Annotated in this window: 22 protein-coding genes; 17 read left to right on the forward strand and 5 right to left on the reverse strand. The window is 66.4% G+C overall.

Features of this window, described 5'->3' with window-relative positions:
* The first annotated feature begins 321 nt into the window (after positions 1–321).
* The 4 genes from cyoA to cyoD are packed head-to-tail and all read left to right on the forward strand — an operon-like array spanning position 322 to position 4377.
* Positions 322–1383, forward strand: coding sequence for a ubiquinol oxidase subunit II (gene cyoA / locus ABE464_RS16435; RefSeq protein WP_346472802.1), 1062 nt, complete (start codon positions 322–324; stop codon positions 1381–1383).
* Positions 1384–1391: 8 nt separating this feature from the next.
* Positions 1392–3389: a cytochrome o ubiquinol oxidase subunit I gene (gene cyoB / locus ABE464_RS16440; RefSeq protein ID WP_259261420.1), complete on the forward strand. Its 1998-nt coding sequence runs from the start codon at positions 1392–1394 to the stop codon at positions 3387–3389.
* Positions 3386–4027 (forward strand): cytochrome o ubiquinol oxidase subunit III, encoded by a 642-nt coding sequence (gene cyoC, locus ABE464_RS16445; protein WP_259261384.1) that lies wholly within the window; start codon positions 3386–3388, stop codon positions 4025–4027. Before cyoB ends, cyoC begins: the two co-directional genes overlap by 4 nt.
* The gene (gene cyoD / locus ABE464_RS16450; RefSeq protein WP_019184497.1) at positions 4027–4377 is read left to right on the forward strand and encodes a cytochrome o ubiquinol oxidase subunit IV; all 351 of its coding nucleotides are present in this window, start codon (positions 4027–4029) and stop codon (positions 4375–4377) included. The genes cyoC and cyoD overlap by 1 nt, the downstream gene beginning before the upstream one ends.
* A 128-nt stretch (positions 4378–4505) precedes the next feature.
* Here cyoD and ABE464_RS16455 read toward each other — a convergent pair whose 3' ends face one another.
* Entirely contained in the window at positions 4506–6569 is a 2064-nt protein-coding gene (locus tag ABE464_RS16455; RefSeq protein ID WP_346472803.1) for an EAL domain-containing protein, read from the reverse strand.
* A 151-nt stretch (positions 6570–6720) separates the two neighbouring features.
* On the opposite strand from ABE464_RS16455, the gene radA reads away from it, so the two are divergent.
* The 3 genes from radA (at position 6721) to ABE464_RS16470 (ending at position 12441) form a co-directional block, all read left to right on the forward strand.
* Positions 6721–8100: a DNA repair protein RadA gene (radA, locus tag ABE464_RS16460; RefSeq protein WP_346472804.1), complete on the forward strand. Its 1380-nt coding sequence runs from the start codon at positions 6721–6723 to the stop codon at positions 8098–8100.
* Between the two features lie 129 nt (positions 8101–8229).
* Entirely contained in the window at positions 8230–10086 is a 1857-nt protein-coding gene (locus ABE464_RS16465) for an ATP-binding protein (RefSeq protein ID WP_346472805.1), read from the forward strand.
* Positions 10087–10134: 48 nt separating this feature from the next.
* Positions 10135–12441, forward strand: coding sequence for a tetratricopeptide repeat protein (locus ABE464_RS16470; RefSeq protein ID WP_346472806.1), 2307 nt, complete (start codon positions 10135–10137; stop codon positions 12439–12441).
* A gap of 43 nt (positions 12442–12484) precedes the next feature.
* On the opposite strand, the gene ccsA is transcribed toward ABE464_RS16470, so the two are convergent.
* On the reverse strand, positions 12485–13279 hold the full coding sequence (ccsA, locus tag ABE464_RS16475; protein WP_346472807.1) for a cytochrome c biogenesis protein CcsA: 795 nt from the start codon (positions 13277–13279) through the stop codon (positions 12485–12487).
* Between the two features lie 130 nt (positions 13280–13409).
* On the opposite strand from ccsA, the gene ffh reads away from it, so the two are divergent.
* The 8 genes from ffh to ABE464_RS16515 all read left to right on the forward strand — a co-directional run bounded on the left by ffh (position 13410) and on the right by ABE464_RS16515 (position 19459).
* On the forward strand, positions 13410–14789 hold the full coding sequence (gene ffh, locus ABE464_RS16480) for a signal recognition particle protein (protein WP_019184491.1): 1380 nt from the start codon (positions 13410–13412) through the stop codon (positions 14787–14789).
* A 76-nt stretch (positions 14790–14865) separates the two neighbouring features.
* A complete protein-coding gene (locus ABE464_RS16485) occupies positions 14866–15942 on the forward strand; it encodes a nitronate monooxygenase (protein WP_346472808.1) in 1077 nt (358 codons plus the stop codon).
* Positions 15939–16727 carry an aminotransferase class IV family protein gene (locus ABE464_RS16490; RefSeq protein ID WP_346472809.1) on the forward strand — a complete coding sequence of 263 codons (789 nt, stop codon included), beginning with the start codon at positions 15939–15941 and terminating at the stop codon, positions 16725–16727. Before ABE464_RS16485 ends, ABE464_RS16490 begins: the two co-directional genes overlap by 4 nt.
* Positions 16728–16854: 127 nt before the next feature.
* Positions 16855–17115 (forward strand): 30S ribosomal protein S16, encoded by a 261-nt coding sequence (gene rpsP / locus ABE464_RS16495; protein WP_017356068.1) that lies wholly within the window; start codon positions 16855–16857, stop codon positions 17113–17115.
* Between the two features lie 42 nt (positions 17116–17157).
* Positions 17158–17670 (forward strand): ribosome maturation factor RimM, encoded by a 513-nt coding sequence (gene rimM / locus ABE464_RS16500; protein WP_070473373.1) that lies wholly within the window; start codon positions 17158–17160, stop codon positions 17668–17670.
* Positions 17671–17675: 5 nt separating this feature from the next.
* Positions 17676–18434 (forward strand): tRNA (guanosine(37)-N1)-methyltransferase TrmD, encoded by a 759-nt coding sequence (gene trmD / locus ABE464_RS16505; protein WP_346472810.1) that lies wholly within the window; start codon positions 17676–17678, stop codon positions 18432–18434.
* Between the two features lie 154 nt (positions 18435–18588).
* Positions 18589–18996, forward strand: coding sequence for a 50S ribosomal protein L19 (gene rplS / locus ABE464_RS16510; protein ID WP_019184486.1), 408 nt, complete (start codon positions 18589–18591; stop codon positions 18994–18996).
* 85 nt (positions 18997–19081) lie between these two features.
* Positions 19082–19459, forward strand: coding sequence for a DUF6404 family protein (locus tag ABE464_RS16515; protein WP_346472811.1), 378 nt, complete (start codon positions 19082–19084; stop codon positions 19457–19459).
* Here ABE464_RS16515 and ABE464_RS16520 read toward each other — a convergent pair.
* Positions 19456–20943: an MATE family efflux transporter gene (locus ABE464_RS16520; RefSeq protein WP_346472812.1), complete on the reverse strand. Its 1488-nt coding sequence runs from the start codon at positions 20941–20943 to the stop codon at positions 19456–19458. The two genes, ABE464_RS16515 and ABE464_RS16520, sit on opposite strands and share 4 nt — an antisense overlap.
* Before the next feature lie 139 nt (positions 20944–21082).
* Here ABE464_RS16520 and ABE464_RS16525 point away from each other — a divergent pair, with 139 nt between their 5' ends.
* Complete coding sequence (locus tag ABE464_RS16525) at positions 21083–21331, forward strand: hypothetical protein (protein WP_346472867.1); 249 nt, start codon at positions 21083–21085, stop codon at positions 21329–21331.
* Positions 21332–21340: 9 nt separating this feature from the next.
* Positions 21341–21745, forward strand: a complete 405-nt coding sequence (locus ABE464_RS16530) for a S4 domain-containing protein (RefSeq protein ID WP_346472813.1) — start codon at positions 21341–21343, stop codon at positions 21743–21745.
* Between the two features lie 69 nt (positions 21746–21814).
* Here the strand turns inward: ABE464_RS16530 and katG are convergent, their stop codons facing one another.
* Positions 21815–24049 (reverse strand): catalase/peroxidase HPI, encoded by a 2235-nt coding sequence (gene katG / locus ABE464_RS16535; RefSeq protein ID WP_346472814.1) that lies wholly within the window; start codon positions 24047–24049, stop codon positions 21815–21817.
* A 200-nt stretch (positions 24050–24249) separates the two neighbouring features.
* Positions 24250–24864: a DUF937 domain-containing protein gene (locus ABE464_RS16540; RefSeq protein ID WP_346472815.1), complete on the reverse strand. Its 615-nt coding sequence runs from the start codon at positions 24862–24864 to the stop codon at positions 24250–24252.
* Positions 24865–24963: the final 99 nt, after the last annotated feature.

Here is a 24963-nt window from a genome sequence, read left to right on the forward strand (position 1 = left end):
ATGCTGCGCAGGATGCCCGTGACGAGGCGGCCGCGCCGGTGCTGACGGCGCCGTGGACCTGACCGGTTCATGTCTATACAAGGGCCGGAATGTTGCCGAATCGGGTCATTGCCCGGCACTGCGACAACGTGTCGCAGCCTAAAACAGGCCTTTCCTGCGTTGGATCATTGTCAATGCCTTTCTTAAATGATGCATGACGGCCTAAAATTAGAAGGCTGACATGATCGTCCTTCGTGCCTGTCCCCTTGGACCGGCACCACCGGCTTTGGCTGGGACGGAGGCGGGCTTGAACTGGCATTCCCTACGCAATTGGATCGACCGATGATTCCGTTGAAACCCCTTGGACGCTTCCTGCGTCCGGGCCTGCTGTTTGCGTTGTCCGTGTTCCTGACGGGCTGCAACTCGGCCATCCTCAACCCCAAGGGCCAGATCGGCCACGACGAGAAGACCCTGCTCATCACGGCGACCGTGCTGATGCTGCTGGTTGTCGTGCCGGTCATCATCATGACCCTCACCTTCGCGTGGAAGTACCGTGCGACCAACACCAAGGCCCGTTATGAGCCGAAGTGGTCGCACTCCACGGCCATCGAAGTGGTGGTCTGGTCGATCCCGTGCATGATCGTGCTGGTGCTGGCCGTGCTGACCTGGCGTTCCTCGCACGCGCTGGATCCGTACCGTCCGCTGGACTCGGACAAGAAGCCGGTGGTGATCGAAGCCATCTCGCTGGACTGGAAGTGGCTCTTCATCTATCCCGAAGAGAACATCGCCACCGTCAACGAGATCACCTTCCCGGTCGATACCCCGCTGAACTTCAAGATCACGTCCGATACGGTGATGAATGCGTTCTTCATTCCGCATCTGGGCAGCATGATCTACTCGATGACGGCCATGGAGACCAAACTCCACCTGATCGCCAACGAGACCGGTGAGTTCCCGGGTATGTCCTCGCACTACAGCGGCGCGGGCTTCAGCAAGATGCATTTCTCCGCGCACTCGGTGACCGAGGCGGAGTACCAGCAGTGGCTGACCAAGGTGCGTGGCGAAAGCGCGACCCTGGACAAGACCGCCTTTGCCGCGCTGACCGCCGAGAAGAACCACGACTGGCACCCGGTGACCTACTTCGGTACCACCGAGACCGGCCTGTTCGACTGGGTCATCGCCAAGCACATGGGCGACAACCAGCATTACGGCATGAAGCACGACCACAAGGCCATGAAGCATGACGGCGCCGAGGGCGAAAGCCACGAAGGCCACGCCATGCCGGCCGGTGAATCGCACGACGGCCACGCGATGGCTGAAGGCGAGGCCGCTGCGCACGCCGAACACACTGCAGACGAGCACGCCGCAGCCGGTCACACCGGTCACGGCGGCTCGGGAGAATGACCATGAATCTGTTGGGTAAACTCACCTTTGCCGACATCCCGCATGACCCGATCATCATCACCACGCTGATCGGCGCGGGCATCGGTGGCATGCTTTTGTTGGCCCTGATCACCAAATTCAAGCTGTGGGGCTATCTCTGGAAGGAGTGGTTCACCTCGGTGGACCACAAGAAGATCGGCGTGATGTACCTCATCGTCGCCTTCGTCATGCTGCTGCGCGGCTTCGCCGACGCGATCATGATGCGTGTCCAGCAGGCCATGGCCGCTGGCGGCAACGAGGGCGTGCTGCCCCCCCATCACTACGACCAGATCTTCACCGCCCACGGCGTGATCATGATCTTCTTCGTGGCGATGCCGCTGATCACCGGCCTGATGAACGTCGTCGTGCCGCTGCAGATCGGCGCACGCGACGTCGCCTTCCCGTTCGTCAACTCGCTCAGCTTCTGGCTGTTCGTGGCGGGCGCGGGCCTGGTGATGATCTCGCTGGGTGTCGGTGAGTTCGCGCAGACCGGCTGGCTGGCCTTCCCGCCGTTGTCAGGCAAGGAATACAGTCCAGGGGTAGGTGTCGATTACTACATCTGGGGCCTGCAGGTGGCAGGCCTGGGTACCACGCTGAGCGGCATCAACTTCTTCATCACCATCTTGAAGATGCGTACCCCCGGCATGAAGCTGATGCAGATGCCGGTGTTCACCTGGACCGCGCTGGTCACCAACGTGCTGATCATCGCCGCCTTCCCGGTGCTGACCATCACCCTGGTGCTGCTGACCCTGGACCGTTACCTGGGCACGCACTTCTTCACCAATGATGGTGGCGGCAACGCCATGCTGTACATCAACCTGATCTGGATCTGGGGTCACCCGGAAGTCTATATCCTGGTCCTGCCGGCCTTCGGCGTGTTCTCCGAGGTCATCGCGACCTTCTCGCGCAAGGCGCTGTTCGGCTACAAGGGCATGGTCTACGCCACTGCCTGCATCGGCGTGCTGTCGTTCATCGTGTGGCTGCACCACTTCTTCACCATGGGCTCGGGTGCCAACGTCAATGCCTTCTTCGGCATCACGACGATGATCATTTCGATCCCGACCGGCGTGAAGATCTTCAACTGGCTGTTCACCATGTTCCGCGGTCGCGTGCAGTTCACGACCCCGGTGCTGTGGACGATCGGCTTCATGGTCACCTTCACCATCGGCGGCATGACCGGCGTGATGCTGGCGATCCCGGCCATCGACTTCGTGCTGCACAACAGCCTGTTCCTGATCGCCCACTTCCACAACGTCATCATCGGCGGCGTGGTGTTCGGCATGTTCGCCGGCATTACCTACTGGTGGCCGAAGATGTTCGGCTTCCGCCTCAACGAAACCTGGGGCAAGCGCGCGTTCTGGTGCTGGTTCATCGGCTTCTATGTCGCGTTCATGCCGCTGTACATCCTGGGCTTCATGGGCATGACCCGCCGCATGCAGAGCTACCCGAACCTGGAATACCAGCCGCTGCTGATCATCGCCATGTGCGGTGCCTTCATCATCGGTGCCGGCATCCTGTGCCAGGTGATCCAGATCGCCGTGTCGATCCGCGACCGCAAGAAGACCGCCGACCTGACCGGCGATCCGTGGGATGCCCGTACGCTGGAGTGGGAAACCTCTTCGCCGCCGTCGTTCTACAACTTCGGCTCGCTGCCGCGCGTCAACGAACTGGACGAGTTCTGGGAGCGCAAGCAGCGCGGTGAGGCGTGGGAACGCCCGGCCAAGTACACCGACATCCACATGCCGCGCAACACCGGCACCGGTGTGGTGATCGGCGCCTTCAGCCTGGTGTTCGGCTTTGCGATGATCTGGCACATCTGGTGGCTGGCCATCGTGGGTCTGGTCGGCATGATCGGCACCTTCATCTGGCGCACCTTCGACAAGGACGTGGATTACTACGTGCCGGCCGCGGAAGTGGAGCGGATCGAAAATGAGCACCGTCGCCACCTGGTGGCGCAGGGCCTGGTGAAATCGGAGCTGAAGGCATGAGCACCACTATCCCCAACACCATGAACCCTGGGCACGCCGCGCACGCGGCGGCCCACGGCCATGACGACCACGAGCACCACGACACCGGCGGCAATACCGTCTTCGGTTTCTGGGTGTACCTGATGAGCGATTGCCTCATCTTCGCCACCCTGTTTGCGACCTACATCGTGCTGTCCGGCGGCACCGACGGCGGCCCCGGCCCGAAGGATCTGTTTGAACTGTCCTTCGTCGCCTGGGAAACCACGCTGCTGCTGGTCTCCTCGCTGACCTTCGGCCTGGGCATGATCGCCATGCACAAGCAGAAGGTGGGCCAGATGTACGCATGGCTTGCACTGACCTGGCTGCTGGGCTTCGGCTTCATGTGCATGGAAGTGTGGGAGTTCAACCACCTGATCCACCAGGGCTACGGTCCGGACCACAGTGCGTTCCTGTCGGCGTTCTTCGCGCTGGTCGGCACCCACGGTCTGCACGTGACCGCGGGTCTGCTGTGGCTGCTGATCATGTTCATCCAGATCAAGCAGAACGGCCTGACCCAGACCAACAAGACCCGCATGGCGTGCCTGAGCCTGTTCTGGCACTTCCTGGATCTGATCTGGATCGGTGTGTTCTCCGTCGTCTATCTGAATGGAGCGCTGTAATGGCCGCACATGACAATCACGCACACGATCATGGCCACGGTGCCGCCGGCGAAAGCCACGGCAGCGTCAAGTCCTACCTGATCGGCTTCCTGCTGGCCGCGGTGCTGACCATCATCCCGTTCTGGGCGGTCATGCATGGCGACCTGCCGCGCTTCACCACCGGCGTCATCATCGTCGTTGCGGCGGTGCTGCAGATCCTGGTGCACCTGGTGTTCTTCCTGCATCTGGACCGCTCGTCGGAACAGCGCTGGAACGTCAGCGCGGCGGCCTTCACCGTCGTGGTGATCGGCATCATCGTTGCCGGTTCGCTGTGGGTCATGCACAACATGAACGTGCACATGATGCACTGACGTCTTTTCGACGTTGCCACACGCAGAAAGGCCGCCCTCGGGCGGCCTTTCTGTTTGGTTCGCCCTCGCATCCGTATGAGACGCCGCGGCGGGGCTCGGCTACCGGAACCGAGGCGACGAGCCGCGCGTTACGCCGCCTTCGCCAACCGTATGAACTCCGCCGCATCCACCGGCCGGCCCAGGTGATATCCCTGCAGCTGATCGCAGCCCATGTCGCTCAGGTACTGGCGTTGGCCGGCCGTCTCCACGCCTTCGGCGACGATCTGCAACTGCAGCGAACGGCCCAGCGCGATGATCGAAGAGACGATGGCCGCATCTTCGGCGTTGTCCTCCAGATCACGTACGAAGGCACGGTCGATCTTCAGCTCGGTGGCCGGCATGCGCTTGAGGTAGAGCAGGCTGGAGTAACCCGTGCCGAAATCGTCGATGGAGATGTTCACGCCCATCGCGGTCAGCCCGTGCAGGATCAGCAGGCTGGCATCGACGTCCTTCATCGCCGTGGTTTCGGTCACTTCCAGGGTGAGTCGTTTCGGGTCCAGGCCATGGCGATCCAGGGTGCGGCGCACCGTATCGAGCAGCGTACTGGAACCGAACTGCAACGGCGACAGATTCACCGCCATGGTCCAGTCGGGATTCCCGGCATCGTGCCACTGGCGCAGCTGGCGGCAGGCGTGGTCGAGCACCCACTCGCCGAGCGCCAGGATCAGCCCGCTGCGCTCGGCGATGGGGATGAAGGCGTCGGGCGAGAGCAGCCCCAGCTCGGGATGCTGCCAGCGCACCAGCGCTTCGGCGCCGATCAGTGATTCACCATTGGCCTGGAACTTGGGCTGGTAGTGCAGCACCAGCTCATTGCGGCTGACCGCTTTGCGCAGCTCCTGCAGCAGTTTGAGCTGGCGGTTCGCGCTCACGTTGAGCGACTGGGTGAAGAAGGTATAGCCGTTCCGGCCCGAATCCTTGGTGTGGTACATCGCGGCATCGGCGTGGGCCATCAGGTCGCGCTCGGTGGTGGCATCGGCCGGGTATAGCGCGATGCCCAGGCTGGCGCTGACCTGCAGTTCCAGCGCATCGATCTCGAACGGTTCGGCCACGCAGGCGATGATCCGTTCGGCGACCACGGCGGCGTCTTCGGGGTCGTCGATCTGGAACACGATGACGAACTCATCCCCGCCCAGCCGGGCGAAGGTGTCCTGCGCGCGCAGCAGCGCCGACACGCGTTCACTGACCTGGATCAGCAGCTTGTCGCCGAGCTGATGGCCGTAGGCGTCGTTGATCGTCTTGAAGCCATCCAGATCGCAGAACATCACCGCGAAGCTGAATTGTCGACGGCGCGCTTTCTCGATGGCCTGCTCGATGCGGTCCTGCAGCAGCATGCGGTTGGGCAACTGGGTCAGGGGGTCGTGCAGGGCCGCCTGCAGCAGCTTTTCATTGGCCTGTGCCAACGAGTCGGCCAGCAGGCCGGTGCGGGTGCGCATCTGCCGATCGAACACCGAGGAGATCAGCGCGATGCCCAGGGTGCCCAGGGTGGTGACGATGACCAACACGGCCAGCCATTTGGCATCGATGCCTTCGCCGAACGCCGCACCGCAGACCGCGCCCTCGGGGAAGTTGGCCGCGGCCATGCCGGTGTAGTGCATGCCGACGATTGCCAGGCCCATCACCAGCGAGGCCAGGCCGCGCAGCAGGAAGGGGCGGCGCTGCTCAAGGCGCAGCCGGAAGGCAATCCACAGTGCCGCGCCGGCCGCACCGATGGCGATCAGGATGGAGGCGGCGAACCAGACCGGGTTGTAGTCGATGCCCGGCTGCATCTGCAGGGCGCTCATGCCCAGATAGTGCATGGTGGCGATGCCCAGCCCCATCAGCACCGCGCCGGCGCACAGGCGCGACCAGGGCAGCTCCGCGCGCGAGACCAGCCATAGCGCATAGGCCGAGGCACCGACCGAGACCGCCAGCGAGTACAGGGTGATCGCCAGGTCATAGCCGACCGGGATCGGCAGATGGAAGGCCAGCATGCCGATGAAGTGCATGGACCAGACCCCCAGGCCCATCGCGGTGGCACCGCCGGCCAGCCACCAGCGAGCGACCCGGCCCTGGGTACTGGCCAGGCGGCCGGCCATGTCCAGCGCGGTGTAGGAGGCGAGGATGGCAACCAGCAGCGAGAACACGACAAGACTCTGGCTGTAGGTGCCGGTCATGGAGAAGCCTGGAAAGTTGAAGGAAAGGCAGTGGCCCGCCGGAGTATCGGCACTGTGGCCGGTTTCTTGAGGGGGCTGGGACGCACGGCGTCTCGGTTGCTGCGACGCGGCTCGGCTATCCTGCCGCATCGATTCTGAAGCGGAAGTAGACATGGCCAAGCGACTCACCGCATACGTCTGCAGTGAATGTGGCGCCGAGTACAGCAAGTGGCAAGGCCAGTGCACGGAGTGCGGGGTCTGGAACACGCTCAGCGAGATCACGCTGGAAAGCGCAACGCCCAGCAAGGCCTCGCCGGCGTCACGCCGTTCCGGCTGGGCCGGCAAGGTCGATGCGCCCAAGATCATGGCGCTCAAGGACGTGCAGCAGACCGAGCACCTGCGGGTGAGCACCGGCATCGGCGAGTTCGACCGCGTGCTGGGTGGCGGCCTGGTCGAAGGTGCCGTGGTGCTGGTCGGTGGCGATCCCGGCATCGGCAAATCCACCCTGCTGCTGCAGGCGGTGGCGAAGATGGCTGCCAGCCTGCCGGTGCTGTACATCACCGGTGAGGAGTCGCTGTCGCAGGTGGCCGGCCGCGCGGTGCGTCTGGATCTCCCGTTGGACAACGTCAACGCGTTGGCCGAAACCCAGGTCGAGGCGATCCTGCAGCATGCCAGCGTGGCCAAGCCGCGGCTGATCGTGGCCGATTCGGTGCAGACACTGTGGACCGAATCGCTGACCGCCGCGCCCGGATCGGTGAGCCAGGTGCGTGAGAGCGCCGCCCGCCTGGTGCGCTTTGCCAAGGAAACCGGCACTGCGGTGTTCCTGGTCGGTCACGTCACCAAGGAGGGTGGCATCGCCGGCCCGCGCGTGCTCGAGCACATGGTCGATGCGGTGCTGTATTTCGAAGGTGAGAGCGGCAGTCGTTTCCGCCTGCTGCGTGCGTTCAAGAACCGCTTCGGGGCGGTCAACGAGCTGGGCGTGTTCGCGATGGGCGAGAAAGGCCTCAAAGAGGTCTCCAATCCCTCGGCCATCTTCCTGTCCGGGGGCAGCACCCAGCAGCCCGGCAGCTGCGTGATGGTCACCCGCGAGGGGACGCGCCCGTTGCTGGTGGAAGTGCAGGCGCTGGTCGACGCCTCGCCGCTGTCCAACCCGCGACGGGTGGCGGTGGGCCTGGAGCAGAACCGCCTGGCGATGCTGCTGGCGGTGCTGCACCGTCATGGCGGTGTGCTGGTGGGCGACCAGGATGTGTTCGTCAATGTGGTGGGCGGCATCCGCGTGCAGGAGACGGCCGCCGATCTGCCGGTGCTGCTGGCCGTGCTGTCCTCGCTGCAGGACCGGCCGCTGGCCGAGAAAACCATCGCGTTTGGCGAGGTGGGCCTGTCCGGCGAGATCCGCCCCGTGCCCAACGGTGAAGACCGCCTGCGCGAGGCGGCCACGCATGGTTTCAAGCGCGCGATCGTGCCCAAGGCGAATGCGCCGAAGACCGGCAGCGTGAAGGGCATGGAGGTGATCGCGGTGGAGCGGTTGTCGGAGGCGATCGACGCGCTGTGAACGGGACCGGGCCCGGGCGCGGTTGCCGCACAGGACGAGTGCGGCATCGGTCAGCCAGCCTGTGCTAGTTTTCCCGGCTCGACGAAGGCGCCCTCCGGCGCTTTTCCGTGGCAAGGAGTAATCGATTACATGCAGGACCCGATGTTCAGCACCCCCGCTGCCGAAATCCGCCGCGCCGGGGTCGATCTCAATGGACTGATGACGGTGCTGGGCAAGCACCTGTATTCCACCCCGATGGTGGCGCTGCGCGAACTGGTGCAGAACGCGCACGATTCGATCATCCGCCGCCGCATCGAGCAGCCCGGCATGCAGTGCGTATCGCGCATCGACGTGCAGGTCGATGCCGCCGCCGGGGTGCTGCGCATCACCGACACCGGTGCCGGCCTGACCCGGCAGGAAATCCACGATTACCTGGCCACGGTCGGCGTCGGTTACACCCGGGGCCTGCGCCAGGAGGGCGAGGACAATGACGGCCTGATCGGCATGTTCGGCCTGGGCTTCCTGTCGGCCTTCGTGCTGGCGCGCCGTGTCAGCGTGCGCACCACCTCCTACCAGGCGCCGGAGCTGGGCCACCTGTACGTGTCCAGCAACGCCGAGCAGTACACCGTCAGCGACGTGCCGGCACGGGCCATCGGCACCGAGGTCGAGCTGGAACTGCATCCGGACTTCCTGCCGCTGGCCAACGAAGCGCGCCTGCACGAGGTGCTTGCCCGCTACTGCGCGCTGCTGTCCGAACCGATCTTCATCGGCGCTGCCGCCGAGGCCATCAACCCCGAACCGCCGCCGTGGCGCGGGCAGGGTGATGTCGCGCTGCATCCCGTGCAGGCACGCCGGCAGGCGCTGCAGTTCGCTGCGCGTTTCGAACACGATTTCGAGCCCATCGTGACGATGCCGCTGCAGTCCGATGGCAGCAGCGACGCCGTCGGCATGCTCTGGGTGCAGGACGGTGCCACCTACGGCACCAGCGACAACCGCAACCTGTCGGTGTTCGTGCGCGGCATGCTGCTGGACGACGATGCGCGCGACCTTTTGCCGCCGTGGGCCGGTTTCATCGGCGGGGTGATCGAGTCGTCGAAGCTGACCCCGACCGCCAGCCGCGAGGACCTGCAGCGTGATGATCACTACCGCGCCGTGCAGCACGCCCTGCTCGAAGCGCTGATCGATGGGCTGGCCGATGTCGCACGCCAGCAGCCCGAAGCCTGGCGGCGCGTGCTCAGCCGGCACAATGAAGCCCTGCTGGGCGCGGCCCTGTGCGATGAGCGCCTGTTCGATCTGCTGCTGGAGCATGTGCGCGTGCCGACCTCGCAGGGTGACCTGCCCGCCAGCGCATTGCCGTCGCGCGGCGCGGTGCATGTGATCCTCGACAACGGTGGCGGCTTCGAGGAAATGCTGTTCCGTGCGATGGGTGTGCCGGTCGCGCATGGCCATCGCTATGCGGTGGTGCCATTCCTTCGCCGCTGGGCCCAGGCCAAGGGCCTGCGCCTGGTCGAACTGGGTACCGAGCAGGGCAATCGCGCACTGTTCCGCACTGACGACAGCCTTGACGATGCGCAGCTGGCCTGGTTGCGTGAACACCTGGGCGATGGCGAACAGTTGCTGCCGGCGCGGTTCAGCCCCGAGGCGCTGCCGGTGGTGGTGGTGCCCGACCGCGAAGCCGAGCTGAAGCAGCGCCTGGAAGACGACGAGAACGACAAGCGCGTCTCGATGGCCGCCCTGCGGCTGGCGCGCCAGTTCACCGCCCGCATCGAGGCGCGTGCGCCGTCGCGGCTCTACCTCAACCTGGACAATCCAGCGGTGCAGTCATTGCTGCAGGCCCAGCGCGATGGCCACCCGCAGGCCGCCTCGGCCGCGCGCCTGCTGCGCTCGCTGAAGATCATCGTGTCCGCACAGGGCCGGCCGTTGCAGCGGAATGCGGCGACGCCGGGCCCCGATCTCAATGGTGCATTTACCGATATTGCCGGTGCTCTGCAGCAGATGCTGCGCTGAGCACCGCCCCCTCTCATCCAGCCTTCGCTAGACAGGAGCATTACCCCCATGGATATCTGGAACTGGGTTGAAAAACTGCAGGAAGACCTGCGCCAGGCCGGGCAGGCACAGAACGCCCACCTGCTGACCCGCCTTGCCGATGACGTCAGTGAACTGCAGGTCGACCGCGTCGACGCACTGCTGCCCGAAGCGCGCGCGCTGGGCAAGGCGCTGGACAACCCCTGGGTCGACGTCTATGTCGGCCATTGGGCGCTGCGCAACCGCGTCGGCAACCGCATGGAAGGTGAAAGCGCACTGGGCGAGTCGGTGGCCCTGTTCGAGCGCGCACACCGTGCCGATACCCTGGACTGCCCGCAGTCGATCTGCGTCACCCAGGATCTTGCCGCCTGTTACGGCAACATCGATGGTCCGGGCTGGGTGCCCGAGCGCATCGAGGTCTGCGACGAGACGCTGGGCCGCATCGACCCGAGCTGGGCCTGCTTCCAGTGCCTGAGCTGCGAGAAGGCGGACGCGCTGCTGGACGACGGCCGCGGCCAGGATGCGCTGGAGTACCTGCAGGTGCAGGCGGCGGCGATCCAGGCGCGTGGCAAGGAGGTGTTCGACAGCTTCCCGGAAATGCAGATCAAGATCCTGCTGGCCAGCGGCCGTGCGGAGGAGGCGCTGGCACTGATCGAGCAGCGCGAGGCCGAAGTAGCCGCTGCAGGCGACTACGAGCCGGCCAACTGCACGGTGCCGCGCCGGCTGTCCAAGGCCTGGGCGCTGGCCCAGCTGGGGCGTGATGAAGAGGCACTGCAGCAGCTGGTGCCATGGAGCGAGCTGACGCCGAACCACTGGCGGTTGTGGGCCAATACCGCGTCGACACTGTGCAGCCGTGATGGCGCGCGCAATACCTGGGATCTGGGCACGCGCTTCAACACCATCATCGAGCACTTCGCCGCGGTCGGCGCGCATCACCTGGTGATCGAGATCGCTGCATTGAGCCTGGAACTGGCCCTGCAGCGTGGCGCGCGCTGGGTGGCGCAGCGCCAGCTCGGTCTGGCCCGGACCCATCTGGCGCAGCTGCGGCAGGATCGTGGCGCTGCCGCGCTGGTGGCTGGATTGGCCGCACGGATCGAGGCACTGCCGGACATGGCACCGCTCCCGGTGCCCGCCGATGAACTGCTGGCATGGCTGCAGGCGCAGGGCGAACAGCACCAGTCGCGCGATCCCGAGCGTGAAGCGCAGTGGCTGCTGCAGGCGCACGCCGAGCAGCCGGACGACGGCGCGCTGGCCGAGGTCGCTGCCTCGGCGCTGCACGCCTGTGGCGCAACCACCGAAGCCATGGCGCTGCTGTGGGACTTCGTGCGCGGCCACGCGCAGGAAGATGGCGCGGCGGCCTACACCCTGATGCGTTGGCTGGCCGAGCAGGGCGATGATGATGGCCTGCGCAGGCTGGCCGCGACCTATCGCGGCAGCGTGCCGGTGTTCGCGCACTGGTGCGAAGTACAGCGTGCCCGGCGTGCGTCCGACTGGCCGGCGCTGGAACAGGCCGCGCAGGCATTGCTGGCCTTGTCGCCAGGCTCGAACGGCGCACGCGGGACGCTTGCCCGCATGTATATGGAGACCGGCCGCTTCAGCGATGCGCAGGCCTGCTACGCGCAGCTGGTGGAGACGCTGGAGGAGCCGAATGCCGCGCACTGGGACCACATGAGTGCGGCGAGTGCGGCGGGCGACTGGGATGCGGTGCGCCGCTCGGCGGCCGCGATCGGCATGGAATTGTCCAGCCAGCAGGGCGTGGTCGAAGAGCCCTGGGGCTGGGTGATCATCCGCAGCGAAGACGGCGGCGAGCCGGTGGAGTACTACGCCCGCCGCAGCGGCCCGGTGACCGCGCGCATCGTCGAGAACGCACCGGCCAACCGCGCGCAGCAGGTGGGTGACTGGGTGGTGTTCGACGCCGGCCTGGTGCACCCCGCACCGGAAGATGAAGCCGAGCGCGAGCACTTCATTCCGACCTATGCGCAGGTGCACGTGCTGGAGCGGGGTGGATTCGCACGCAGCTGGCTGGTCGACGGCGCGCATCCGGGCGAGGCGGCATGGAACGCGTTGGTGGAAGCGGCCGAGGCGCAGGGCTGGAAGGTGTGGTCGCACAGCCGTGCGGATTACACCGTGACCGATCCGGATGCCGAAGGCGGCACGCTGCCGGGGCTGCTGTTCACGGTCGCCCAGCCGCAGGATCACGCGCCGCTGGCGCTGCATCGCTTCCTGCAGCAGGCGACGGCGGAGTGGGCGCACCCGCACTGCTGGCTGCGCCTGGCCGAGGCCTGCGACCAGGACCGCCAGCCGCATCTGGACGCGATCGAACGGTACGGGTTGTAATCAGCGGATAGCGGGAGCGTGCCGACGGTTGGTCGGCACGCTCCTATCGCGTGCGTCCGAACACCAGTTCGATCACGAACTGGCTGCCGAAGAAGGCCAGCAGCAGCAGCGCCATCGCGGTCAGGGTCCAGTGCACTGCCTTCGCACCGCGCCAGCCATAGCGGCGGCGGCCGATGAGCAGCGTGCCGAAGAAAATCCAGGACAGGATGCTGAGCACGGTCTTGTGCACCAGCTTCTGGGCCAGCAGGTCATCGACGAACAGGACGCCGGTGACCAGGGTCAGCGTGAGCAGCGCAAAGCCTACCGCGATCACGCGGAACAGCAGGGCTTCCAGATCTGCCAGCGGGGGCAGGGCGCGCAGCCATGGGCGGAAGTCACGGCGGCGCAGGGCGCGTTCCTGCAGCCACAGCATGATCGCCAGCAAGGCGGCCACGCTCAGGGTGGCGTAGGCGAGCAGGGCCGTCCACGCGTGCGTGGCCAGCTGCCAGCCCAGCGGTTTGCTCGGCTCGTGGCCGTAGCCGTGGTAGATCCACAGCACTGCTGCCGCCATCGGGAACACCAGCACCCCTAGCGCGGCCATGCGCCCGCGCGCGGCCACCAGCGAGGTCAGCCACGCCATGCCCAGACCGACCAGCGACAGCGCGGCGAAGAAGTGCATGTCCGGCCCGCCGCTGGTCCGCATCGCCACCAGCACGTGATAACCGCCGTGCAGCAGCATGGCCGGCAACGCTGGCCACAGCCAGGCCGGGGAGGTCACCGCATCATCGCGGACGACCGCGCGCACCAGCAGGCCGGTCGCGGTCAGGTACAGCAGGGTCGCGATGAGAACGATTGTCATCGTGTCAGTTTCGCATACCCCCGGGGTGCTGGCGATGCCCGCAGCGCCGCCGCCGGGGCCGGTCCGGGAGCCGGGGCGGAACCGTTATACTGGCGGTCTCATTGTCTTTTGTTCTGAACAGGTCGCTTCCATGTTCGAGTCCCTGACCCAGCGCCTCTCCGGCACCATCGAGCGGCTGCGCGGCCGCGGTCGCCTGACCGAGGAAAACATCCGCGAGGCCACCCGCGAAGTCCGCATCGCGCTGCTTGAAGCCGATGTCGCGCTGCCCGTGGTGCAGGCGCTGGTCGAACGCATCAAGGTGCGTGCGGTCGGCCAGGAAGTGCTCAAGTCGCTGACCCCCGGCCAGGCGCTGATCAAGGTCGTGCGCGACGAGCTGACCGCGGTCATGGGCTCGGCTGCCTCGGACCTGAACCTCAACGTGCCGGCGCCGGCGATCATCCTGATGGCCGGCCTGCAGGGTGCGGGCAAGACCACCACGGTGGGCAAGCTGGCCAAGCACCTCAAGGAAAAGCGCAAGAAGAAGGTGATGGTGGTCTCGGCCGACGTCTACCGTCCGGCCGCGATCGAGCAGCTCAAGACGTTGGCTGACCAGGTCGGTGTGTTGTTCTTCCCGTCCACCGCCGACCAGAAGCCCGAAGCCATCGTCCGCGCCGCGATCGATGACGCCCGCAAGTCGTTCGTGGATGTGCTGATCGTCGATACCGCCGGTCGCCTGGCCATCGACGAAGCGATGATGGCCGAGATCAAGGCGCTGCACGCCGCGGTCAACCCGGCCGAAACGCTGTTCGTGGTCGATGCCATGACCGGCCAGGATGCCGCCAACACCGCCAAGGCCTTCGGCGACGCGCTGCCGCTGACCGGCGTGGTGCTGACCAAGACCGATGGTGACGCCCGCGGCGGTGCCGCGCTGAGCGTGCGCTACATCACCGGCAAGCCGATCAAGTTCGTCGGTGTGAGCGAAAAGCCGGACGGCCTGGATGTCTTCCATCCGGACCGTATCGCCAGCCGCATCCTGGACATGGGCGACGTGCTGTCGCTGGTGGAGCAGGTCGAGCAGCAGGTCGACAAGGACAAGGCGCAGAAGCTGGCCGAGAAGGTCGCCAAGGGCAAGAAGTTCGATCTGAACGACATGCGCGACCAGCTCGAGCAGATGCAGAACATGGGCGGCATCGGCGGCCTGATGGACAAGCTGCCGGGCCTGGGCCAGATTCCCGAGCACCTCAAGCAGCAGGTCAGCCAGGGCAAGGAAGTGCCGCGCATGATCGCGATCATCAACTCGATGACCAAGAAAGAGCGCCGCAACCCGGGCCTGCTCAACGGCTCGCGCCGCGCCCGCATCGCCCGTGGTTCCGGCCTGACCCCGGCCGACGTCAACAAGCTCATGAAGCAGTTCCAGCAGATGGAAAAGATGATGAGCAAGATGGCCGGCGGCGGCATGAAGGGCATGATGCGCAGCATGAAGGGGATGATGGGCGCCATGGGCGGCCGCGGCGGCATGCCGTTCCGCTGAGTCCTGCGCAGGCGCATTCCGGCCAGGGGCGGTGCGGCGTATGCTGGCACCGTCTCCTTTCACAGGTGCGCCGAGCGTGAGTGTTTCCCCGCTTCTCGAACGCGCCGACAGCTTCTGTCGGCGTTTTGCATTGCAGGCCCCGATCCTGCTCGCTCCGATGGCCGGCGCTTGCCCCGTGCCGCTGTCGGCCGCGCTGGCCAATGCCGGCAGCATGGGCGCGATGGGCGCGGTGCTGTCCCAGCCGCAGGACATCGTGGCGTGGATGACCGATTTCCGTGCGCAGTCCGCAGGGCCGGCGCAGGTGAATGTCTGGATACCCGATCCGCTGCCGTCGCGCGAGGCCGATGCTGAAGCGGCGACACGTCGCTTCTTGGCGAAGTGGGGGCCTGAGGTGCCGGTCAGTGCGGCCGATGCCGGTCCGGCTGATTTCGACGCGCAGTTCGATGCCTTGATCGAGGCACGGCCTGCCGTGGCCTCCACCATCATGGGCGTGTTCTCCGCATCACAGGTACAGCGCCTGAAAGACGTAGGCATTGCCTGGATCGCCTGTGCCACGACCTTGGCCGAAGCGCGTGCCGCGCAGGTGGCCGGCGCCGATGCAGTGGTCGCGCAGGGCTTCGAAGCGGGCGGCCATCGCGGCGCATTCGATCCGGACGCGGCCGAGCGCCAACTGGTCGGATTGTTCGCGCTGCTGCCGCGGCTGGCCGATCACCTGGATATCCCGGTCATTGCGGCCGGCGGCATCGCCGATGGGCGCGGCATCGCCGCAGCCCTGACGCTGGGCGCGAGTGCGGTGCAGGTGGGCACCGCGTTCCTGCGCACGCCAGAGTGCCGCTTGAATCCGGCGTGGTCGCAGGCGTTGGCCAGCGCCGAACCGGAGGACACCTGGCCGACGCGCGCCTTCAGTGGTCGCCTCGGCCGTGGGCTGGCCACCGCGTATGTGCGCGCCGCGGCGTCTGCTGGCGCACCGCCACCGCGGCCGTATCCGGTGCAGCGCGGGCTGACCGCGCCGATGCGCGCGCAGGCGGGCCGGGAGAACAATCTCGATGCAATGCAGGCCTGGGCGGGGCAGTCCGCGTGGATGGCTCCCGCGCGGCCGGCATCAGAGGTGCTGCAGCAGATGTGGGCCGATGCGAAGGCGTTGCTCGGATGACGCTGTACTGCAATGGTCATCCCGCCAGCGCCGATGATCTTGCCGGTGCGCTGACCAACTACGGTCATTTCACCTCGCTACAGGTGCGCAGTGGCGCGGTGCAGGGGCTGGATCTGCATCTGCAGCGTCTGCAGGAGGGAACGCTCGAACTGTTCGGCACCGCGCTGGACACCTTGCAGGTCCGGGCCTGGATGCATGACGCGCTGCAGGCCGAAGGTGTTGTCGATGCATCGCTGCGGGTGACCGTGTTTTCGCGGCAGTTCGATTTCCGGCGGCCGCTGCAGCCCGTCGCCGTGGATGTGCTGGTGGCCGTCGCGCCACCGGTCGATCTGCCGGCGATAGCGCGGCGGCTGCAGACGGTGCGTTACCAGCGCGAGCTGCCGCACGTGAAGCATGTCGGTACGTTCGCGCTGTTCCAGCATCGCCGTGAGGCCTTGCTGGCCGGGGTGGACGATGCGCTGTTCGTCGGCGACGACGGCCTTGTCAGTGAAGGCACCACCTGGAACATCGCGTTCGCCTCGGGCGGCACGCTGGTCTGGCCGCAGGCGCCCGCCCTGCGCGGCACCCATGAGCGCCTGCTGCAGGCAGGATGGGGTGATGACCAGCAGGTGCGGCAGGTGGCACTGGCAGACCTGCCCGGATTCGATGCCGCCATCGCCTGCAACGCGGCCGGCATCTGGCCGATCGCGGCGATCGATGGGGTCGTGCTGGCGAACTCGGAAGCGCTGTGCGCCAAGGCCCGGCAGGTGCTGGGGGCCGTAGCCTGGCAGCCGCTGGTGGCCTGAGCCGCCGGATCTGCAGGCCCTGTTCAGCTTTCTCGATCTTCACAGGCTTGGAATGGCCGGAGGCCGCCGCTATAATCGCCGGCTTACCGCGCCATCCTGGCGACTGGGCAATTGAGGAAACAACACCATGGTCAAGATTCGACTGACCCGCGGCGGCGCCAAGAAGCGTCCGTTCTACCACATCATCGTGACCGACTCGCGCAGCGCCCGTGATGGCCGCAACATCGAGCGCGTCGGTTACTACAACCCGGTTGCCCAGGGTGCCGAGTCCCGCATCGTGCTGGACCTGCCGCTGGTCGACAAGTGGGTCGCCAACGGCGCCCAGATGACCGACAAGGTTCGCAACCTGTACAAGGAAGCGACCAAGGCCCAGGCCTCCGCGGCCTGATCCTGAAGGGCCGCGCCTGCCGCGGCCCATCGGTCTATACAGATGAAAGATACCGAGCGCCGCATCCTGCTGGGCAGGATTGTCGGCGCTTTTGGTGTGCGAGGCGAGATCAAGCTCGAGTCCTGGACCGAGCCGCGTACCGCCATTTTCCATTATCAGCCCTGGATCCTGCGGACCCCCGCCGGCCAGGAGAGCACGCTCACCGGTGCACGCGGACGTCAGTCCGGCAAGCATCTGGTCGCCGTGTTTCCCGGCATCACCGACCGCGATGTGGTCGAGGCGATGTACGGGACCGAAGTCTATGTCGCACGCAGCGCGCTGCCGCCTCCGAAGCCCGATGAGTATTACTGGGTGGATCTGGAGGGCTTGCAGGTGCGTACCGTCGAGGGCGTCGAACTTGGGCGGGCGTCACACCTGTTCTCGACCGGCTCCAATGATGTGCTCGTGGTGCAGGGCGACCGTGAGCGGATGATTCCGTTCGTGCAGCCCGAGTTCGTCGTCTCGGTGGATTTCGAGGCCAACCTGATCGTGGTCGACTGGGATCCGGAGTTCTAAGCCGGATGCGTATCGACGTCGTCACGTTGTTCCCCGAGTTCATGGCGCAGTCGGCCGCGCTGGGCGTGGTCGGCCGTGCTGCCGAGCGCGGTCTGCTGGACCTGCACGGCTGGAATCCGCGTGACTATGCCGAAGGCAACTACCGCCGGGTGGACGACCGTCCGTTCGGGGGTGGCCCGGGCATGGTCATGCTGATCGAGCCGCTGCGGGCCTGTCTGGCCGCTGCGAAGGCCGCGGATCCGGCGCCCGCGCCAGTGATCTACCTCAGCCCGCAGGGCACGCCGTTGACCCAGGCCAAGGTGCGGGAACTGGCGGCACTGCCGCGCATGATCCTGCTCTGCGGCCGCTATGAGGGCATCGACGAGCGTTTCCTCGAGGCCGAGGTCACCGAGGAAATCTCCCTCGGCGATTACGTCCTGTCCGGCGGTGAGCTGGGCGCGGCGGTGATCGTCGATGCGGTGACCCGCCTGCAGGACGGAGCCCTCGGCGATGCCGAATCGGCTGCCCAGGACAGTTTCGAAGGCCCGCAAGGCCTGCTGGACTGCCCGCATTACAGCCATCCGGCCCAGCATGAATGGGGCACTGTCCCGGACGTGCTGCGCTCGGGCAATCATGCCGCCATCGCCCGCTGGCGCCGGCAGCAGTCGCTGCTGCGTACCGCGCTGCGGCGGCCGGACCTGCTCGACGAAGGCCAGTTGTCCAAGGCCGACCGCCTCCTGCTGGAGCAGGCACGGCAGGCCGTTGCCAAGGATCCAACCCCCTAGCGCGGGGGCGGGATCTTGTTTACAATTCGGGATTGCCATCGGCCTTTTGGGCTCGTTGGCAGGAACCCCTACAAAAAACGTGCAGCACAGTCCGGTGACTGCATGAGCCCACGTTGTCGAACGACACGATCACCCGAACACTATCGGTGCACCCATGAGCAAGCTGAACAAATCCATCCTCTCGGACTTCGAATCCGCCCAGATCACCCGCGAGCTGCCGAAGTTCAGCCAGGGTGACACCGTCGTCGTCAACGTGAAGGTGAAGGAAGGCAACCGTGAGCGCGTGCAGGCTTACGAAGGCGTCGTCATCGGCACCAAGAACGCTGGCCTGAACTCCGCGTTCACCGTCCGCAAGATTTCGCACGGCTACGGCGTCGAGCGCGTCTTCCAGACCCACAGCGCCATCATCGACTCGGTCGAAGTGAAGCGTCGTGGTAAGGTCCGCGCCGGCAAGCTGTACTACCTGCGTGGCCTGGAAGGCAAGGCTGCCCGCATCAAGGAAGATCTGGCTGCTGCTGCGCAGGCCAAGGCCGCGCGCCTGGCTGCCAAGGCTGCCCAGTAATTCCTGGCCGACAACTTCGGTTGTCGCCTCAAACGGCCACCTTCGGGTGGCCGTTTGCGTTTATGGCCTCGTGATGGATAAGCACATGGACCGTTATCCCGCTGATGTTCGTTACGCGCTGCAGGCCATGGCTGACGCCAATGTGCCTGCCGGCATGCGCGCACCGCCGCTGCATCGGCTGTTGTGGCGAATGGGGCTACGCGTGCCGCCACCGCTGCTTGCCAGCTTCAGTGCCAATCTGTTCGTGATGGGCGGGCTGTTTGGCGTGCTGTGGGGCGTGTTGTGGCGTGCCTTGATGTGGCTGGTGCTGGACCTTGGCTCACTTACGCTGGGTATCACCATCGGCAGTGCTGTCATGGCCGGGCTGCTGTTCGGCGTGTTGATGGCGCTGCTGATGCGCTACCAGCGCCGTCGCTACCAACTGCCTGCCTGGAAGACGCTGCTGCAGGGGCCTGCCGCTTAATCCGGCCGTGCGTTGCCCGCTGGGGCAGGCTGCAGTGGCGTGGTCGGGTTCGGGTCCGCCACCGGCGACGGCGGCGAGGCAGGGACCTCGGCCGGGGCCGCCAGTTCCTCGTGATGGCTGGGCAGCATGCGCGCCTTGCGCCAGCCGCCCCAGCGGTAATACGCCAGCGACATCAGCATCGCGCAGAACGAGCTGACCGGGAAACTCCACCACACCGCATCGGCCCCCCAACGGTCCTGCAGCAGCTCGGCGAACGGCACGCGGATGCCCCACAGCGAGGCCGCCAGGATCAGCAGTGGCGGAATCACCGCGCCGGTCGAGCGCACCACGCCGGAGATCACGAAGTTCACGCCGAAGAACAGGAACGACCACACCGCGATGTGGTTGAGATGGCGCGCCACCTCCAGCGCCTGGCTGCCCTCGGGCAGGAACAGGGCGAGGGTGTAACGGTCCAGCAGGATCAGTGGCAGGATCAGCACGCCGGTCAGCAGGAAGTTGTAGAGCACGCCGCTTCGGGCGGTGCCACGCACGCGGTCCCAACGCTGCGCGCCGACGTTCTGCGCAGCCATGGTCGAGCACGCCGCACCGATCGCCATCGCCGGCATCTGCACGTAGGTCCACAGCTGCAACGAGGCCCCATACGCGGCGGCGGTGTCGGTGCCGTAGCTGTTGACCATGGTCATCATCAGGATCATCGACAACGAGATCAGCACCATCTGCAGGCCCATCGGCACGCCCTTGACCACCAGCGCACGCAGGATCTCGCCGTCGATCTTGAACAGCGCCATGTCCTTGCGCCCCAGCCACAGCACATGGCGCTTGTTGCGCATGTACCAGAGCAGGCCGAGCAGCGAGAGCGTCTGCGCGATCAACGTGGCCCAGGCCGCGCCGGCGATGCCCAGCTGCGGGAACGGGCCGATGCCGAAGATCAGCAGCGGGTTGAAGCCGATATCCAGCACCACCGAGAGCAACAGGAAGCGGAACGGCGTGCGCGAGTCGCCGACGCCGCGCAGGGCCGAACTCAGGAACGCGAAGGCATACAGCGTTGGCATCGCCAGGAAGATGATGCGCAGGTAGGCCTCGGCCAACGGCAGTGATTCGGCCGGTGTGCCCATCGCCGCCAGCAACGGATGCGACAGCCACCAGCCGGCGATCGCGATCACCACCGACAGCCCGATGAAGAACGTCGCACTGGTGCCCATCACGCGGCGGGCCTGGGGCAGGTCGCGCGCGCCCATCGACTGGCCGATCAGGATCGAGGCGGCCATGCCGATGCCGAACACCGAGCCGATCAGGAAGAACATGATGTTGTTGGCGTTCGCGGTGGCGGTCAGTGCCGCCTCGCCGAGGAAGCGGCCGACCCAGATCGCATTCACCGAGCCGTTCATCGACTGGGCGATGTTGCCGGCCAGGATCGGCAGGGCGAACAGGAACAGATTGCGCCCGATCGGGCCCGTGGTCAGGTCAAGCGGCGCTTTGGCCATGTGCGCTGGAGATCGAGCTCAGAGAGCGGCACACTAGCATCAAGCCCGTCAGTGGGATATCGCGATGCGCACCACCGCGTCTCAATGCACGTCCGCCGTTCCTCCGATAGTACCGGCCGCTGGCCGGCTGCAGATCCTCCTGGATAACCGGTTCATCCAGAGCGCGCTGGCCCTCTTGATTGGCGCCTCGCTGGCCGCATGTTCGAGTACGGACGACCGCCTGCGCGACGCACAGGTACGGCCCATGGACCGACCGGAGTGCCAGGTCGGCAGCCAGCGACGCGATCTGGATGCGGGGGTTCCCGCGCTGATCGGTGGCACCGGCTGCCGTGGCGATCCATCGGCACCGCAACCGCTGAACCGACGACCGGCTGAGCCGGGGAGTTGAATCACCCGCATGATCGAAGCAACCCCGTTGGCCGCCGTGCGGCTGGATGTGTGGCTCTGGGCCGCACGGTTCTATCGAACCCGCAGCCTGGCCAAACAGGCGGTGGAAACCGGCAAGGTGGATGTGGCCGGGCAGCGCCCGAAATCCTCGCGCGCGGTGCGCGTGGGCGAAGCGCTGCAGATCAGCCGTGGCGATGAAGTATTCGATATCCAGGTGCTTGGGCTCAGCGACATGCGCGGTCCCGCCCCGGTGGCGCAGCAGCTGTATGCCGAGAGTGGGGCCTCGCTGGCACGCCGCGCGGAACTGCGCCTGCAGCGTGCCGCGGCAAAGAACGGGTACCAGCCGCCGGAGCACAAGCCGGACAAACGCGCGCGTCGATTGATCCGTGCGCTGGGCGATCTGGACGCACTGTGAGCCGCGCACCGCACACATGAAAAAACCGGGCCAAGCGGCCCGGTCGTTGTGTGTGCCTGCTGTGTTGAATCAACGCAGATCGTAGCGGTCCAGCTCCATCACCCGCGCCCAGGCAGCGACGAAGTCGCGGACGAACTTCTTCTCACCATCCGCGCTGGCATAGACCTCGGCCAGTGCACGCAGCACCGAGTTCGAGCCGAACACCAGGTCCACGCGGCTGCCGCTCCAACGCTGCGCGCCGGTGCTGCGGTCGCGGCCGCTGTAGCCCTCGCCATGGGCGACCCACTGCGTGCCCATGTCGAGCAGGTTGACGAAGAAGTCGTTGCTCAACGTGCCGACGCGATCGGTGAACACGCCGTCCCTGCTGCCACCCACGTTGGTGCCGATCACCCGCAGGCCGCCGACCAGGGCGGTCATCTCCGGTGCGGTCAGCGTGAGCAGCTGCGCACGATCAATCAGCAGCGCCTCGGCCGGCACGCTGTAGCGGCCCTTGACGTAGTTGCGGAAGCCATCGGCATACGGTTCCAGCACGGCGAACGATTCGACATCGGTCTGCTCCTGGCTGGCATCGGTACGGCCCGGGTTGAACGGCACGCTGACCTCATGGCCACCGGCCCTGGCCGCCTGCTCGACGCCGACGTTGCCGGCCAGCACGATCAGATCGGCCAGCGAGACCTGCGCACCGCCGTCGCCGGTGAAGCCTGCCTGGATCTTCTCCAGCGTGGCCAGCACCTTGCTCAGCTGCTGCGGCTGGTTGACCGCCCAGTCCTTCTGCGGGGCCAGGCGCACACGCGCACCGTTGGCGCCGCCGCGCTTGTCCGAGCCGCGGAAGGTCGAGGCCGATGCCCACGCGGTGGAGACCAGCTCGCCCGCGCTCAGGCCGGCTGCGGCGATCCGCTGCTTCAGCGCGGCGATGTCCTGCGCGCTGAGGGTGGTCTGCGGGGCCGCCGGCACCGGATCCTGCCAGACGAATTCTTCGGCGGGGACTTCCGGGCCGAGGTAGCGCGCACGCGGGCCCATGTCGCGATGGGTCAGCTTGAACCACGCGCGGGCGAAGGCATCGGCGAAGGCCTGCGGATCGGCCAGGAAGCGGCGCGAGATCTTCTCGTAGGCCGGGTCCACACGCAGCGACAGATCGGTGGTGAGCATGGTCGGGCGGTGCTTCTTCGACGGATCGTGCGCGTCGGGAATGATCGCCTCGCTGTCCTTGGCCACCCACTGGTGCGCACCGGCCGGGCTCTTGGTCAGCTCCCACTCGTGACCGAACAGGATCTCGAAGAAGTCATGGCTCCACTGCGCCGGCGTGCGCGTCCAGGTCACTTCCAGGCCGCTGGTGATGGTGTCGCCGCCCTTGCCGGTGCCGTACTTGTTGGCCCAGCCCAGGCCCTGGCTTTCCAGGCCCGCGGCTTCCGGCTCCACATCGACGTTGTCGGCAGGGCCGGCGCCGTGGGTCTTGCCGAAGCTGTGGCCACCAGCGATCAACGCGACGGTTTCCTCGTCGTCCATGGCCATGCGGCCGAACGTATCGCGGATGTCGAAGGCCGCCTTGAGCGGATCGGGATTGCCGTCCGGGCCTTCCGGATTGACGTAGATCAGGCCCATCTGCACGGCGGCCAGCGGGTTCTCCAGATCGCGCGAGTGGATGTCGCCGTCGGCGTCATCATCGGAGACCAGCACGCCGTGGTCTTCCTGCACGCCTTCGGAGCCGTGCGCATAGCGCACATCACCGCCCAGCCAGGTGGTCTCGCGGCCCCAGTACACATCCTGGTCCGGCTCCCACGTATCCGGGCGGCCGCCGGCGAAGCCGAGCGTCTTGAAGCCCATGGATTCCAGTGCGACGTTGCCGGTGAGCACCAGCAGGTCCGCCCAGGAGATTGCCTGGCCGTACTTCTGCTTGATCGGCCACAGCAGGCGGCGGGCCTTGTCCAGGCTGACGTTGTCCGGCCAGCTGTTGAGCGGGGCGAAGCGCTGCTGGCCGCGGCCGGCGCCCCCCCGGCCATCGCCGATGCGGTAGGTGCCGGCGCTGTGCCAGGCCATGCGCACGAACAGGCCGCCGTAGTGGCCGAAGTCGGCCGGCCACCAGTCCTGCGAATCGGTCATCAGCGCCTTGAGGTCGGCCTTGAGCGCGGCGTAGTCCAGACCCTTGAAGGCCTCGGCGTAATCGAAGGTCTCATCCAGCGGGTGGGAGCGGGTCGAGTGCTGGTTGAGCAGGTCCACCCGCAACTGCTTGGGCCACCAGTCGCGGTTGGTGGTCGCATCGCCCACGAGGGCGTGATTGAACGGGCACTTGGCTTCGCTTTTCATGGGTATCTACCTGTGTACTGGCGAACGTGGCCGCCATCGGCGTGGGGAGGCGATGGCGACGTCGGAAAGAGTGCCTGCACGTCGGGCCGCATGGCACCGCGATGTGAAGGCGTGCCCACACGTTAGCCATTGCTGTTCATTCGGTACATTCGAATGAATCAACCAATGCGATAGGTGCAGGCTATTTCTAACGCCTGCCCTCAGCGCTTGCCGAACAGGCCGCCGCCGAGCTTGAGCAGATCGCCGACGCCCAGCTGTCCGTCCCCGTCCTGATCCAGCACGGAGGTCAGCAGGCCGCCGCTGTTGGCACTCTGTGCTTCCTGGCCGAGAGCCTGGCTGAGCTGGCCCGGGTTGGCGTTGCCGCCGCTGGCGAAGCGCTGGGCGAGATAGGACATGACGATGGGGGCAAGGATGGCGAGCAGCTGGCTGGTCTTGTTGCTGTCCAGCCCGGTGGCCTGGCTCAGGCCCTGGGTAGCGCGGTCGGTGTTGCCGCCGAAGACATGGCCGAGGATGCCGGCGCCATTGGTCGCATTGCCGCCCCCGCCGCCCAGTACGCTGCCGAGCAGCCCGCCCAGATCGAAGCCGCCGCCGGCACTGGCCGGCGCATGGTCACGTTGCAGGGCACCGAGCAGTGCCTGGGCGCCTTGAGGCTCCTGCGCGTTGCGGCCCATCGCGCCGAGCAGCAGCGGCAGAGCCGCGCCGATCGCGCCGCTGGCCTGGTTCTGGTCAATGCCAAGCTGCTGGGACACCTGCTGCAGGCCTTGGCCCTGCTGCAGTTGCTGGAAGAGGGACGCGGCAAGTGATTCGGTATTCACGGCGGACTCCAGGGCAGGGATGGGAACCGCCCGAGCATAGCGCTGCGTTCACTACGGGAATGCGAAGAATTCACGCGGGCCCACGCGGACACCCGACCA

The sequence above is a fragment of the Stenotrophomonas sp. TWI587 genome (assembly GCF_039674145.1).
GTDB classification, from domain to species: Bacteria; Pseudomonadota; Gammaproteobacteria; order Xanthomonadales; family Xanthomonadaceae; genus Stenotrophomonas; species Stenotrophomonas maltophilia_AY.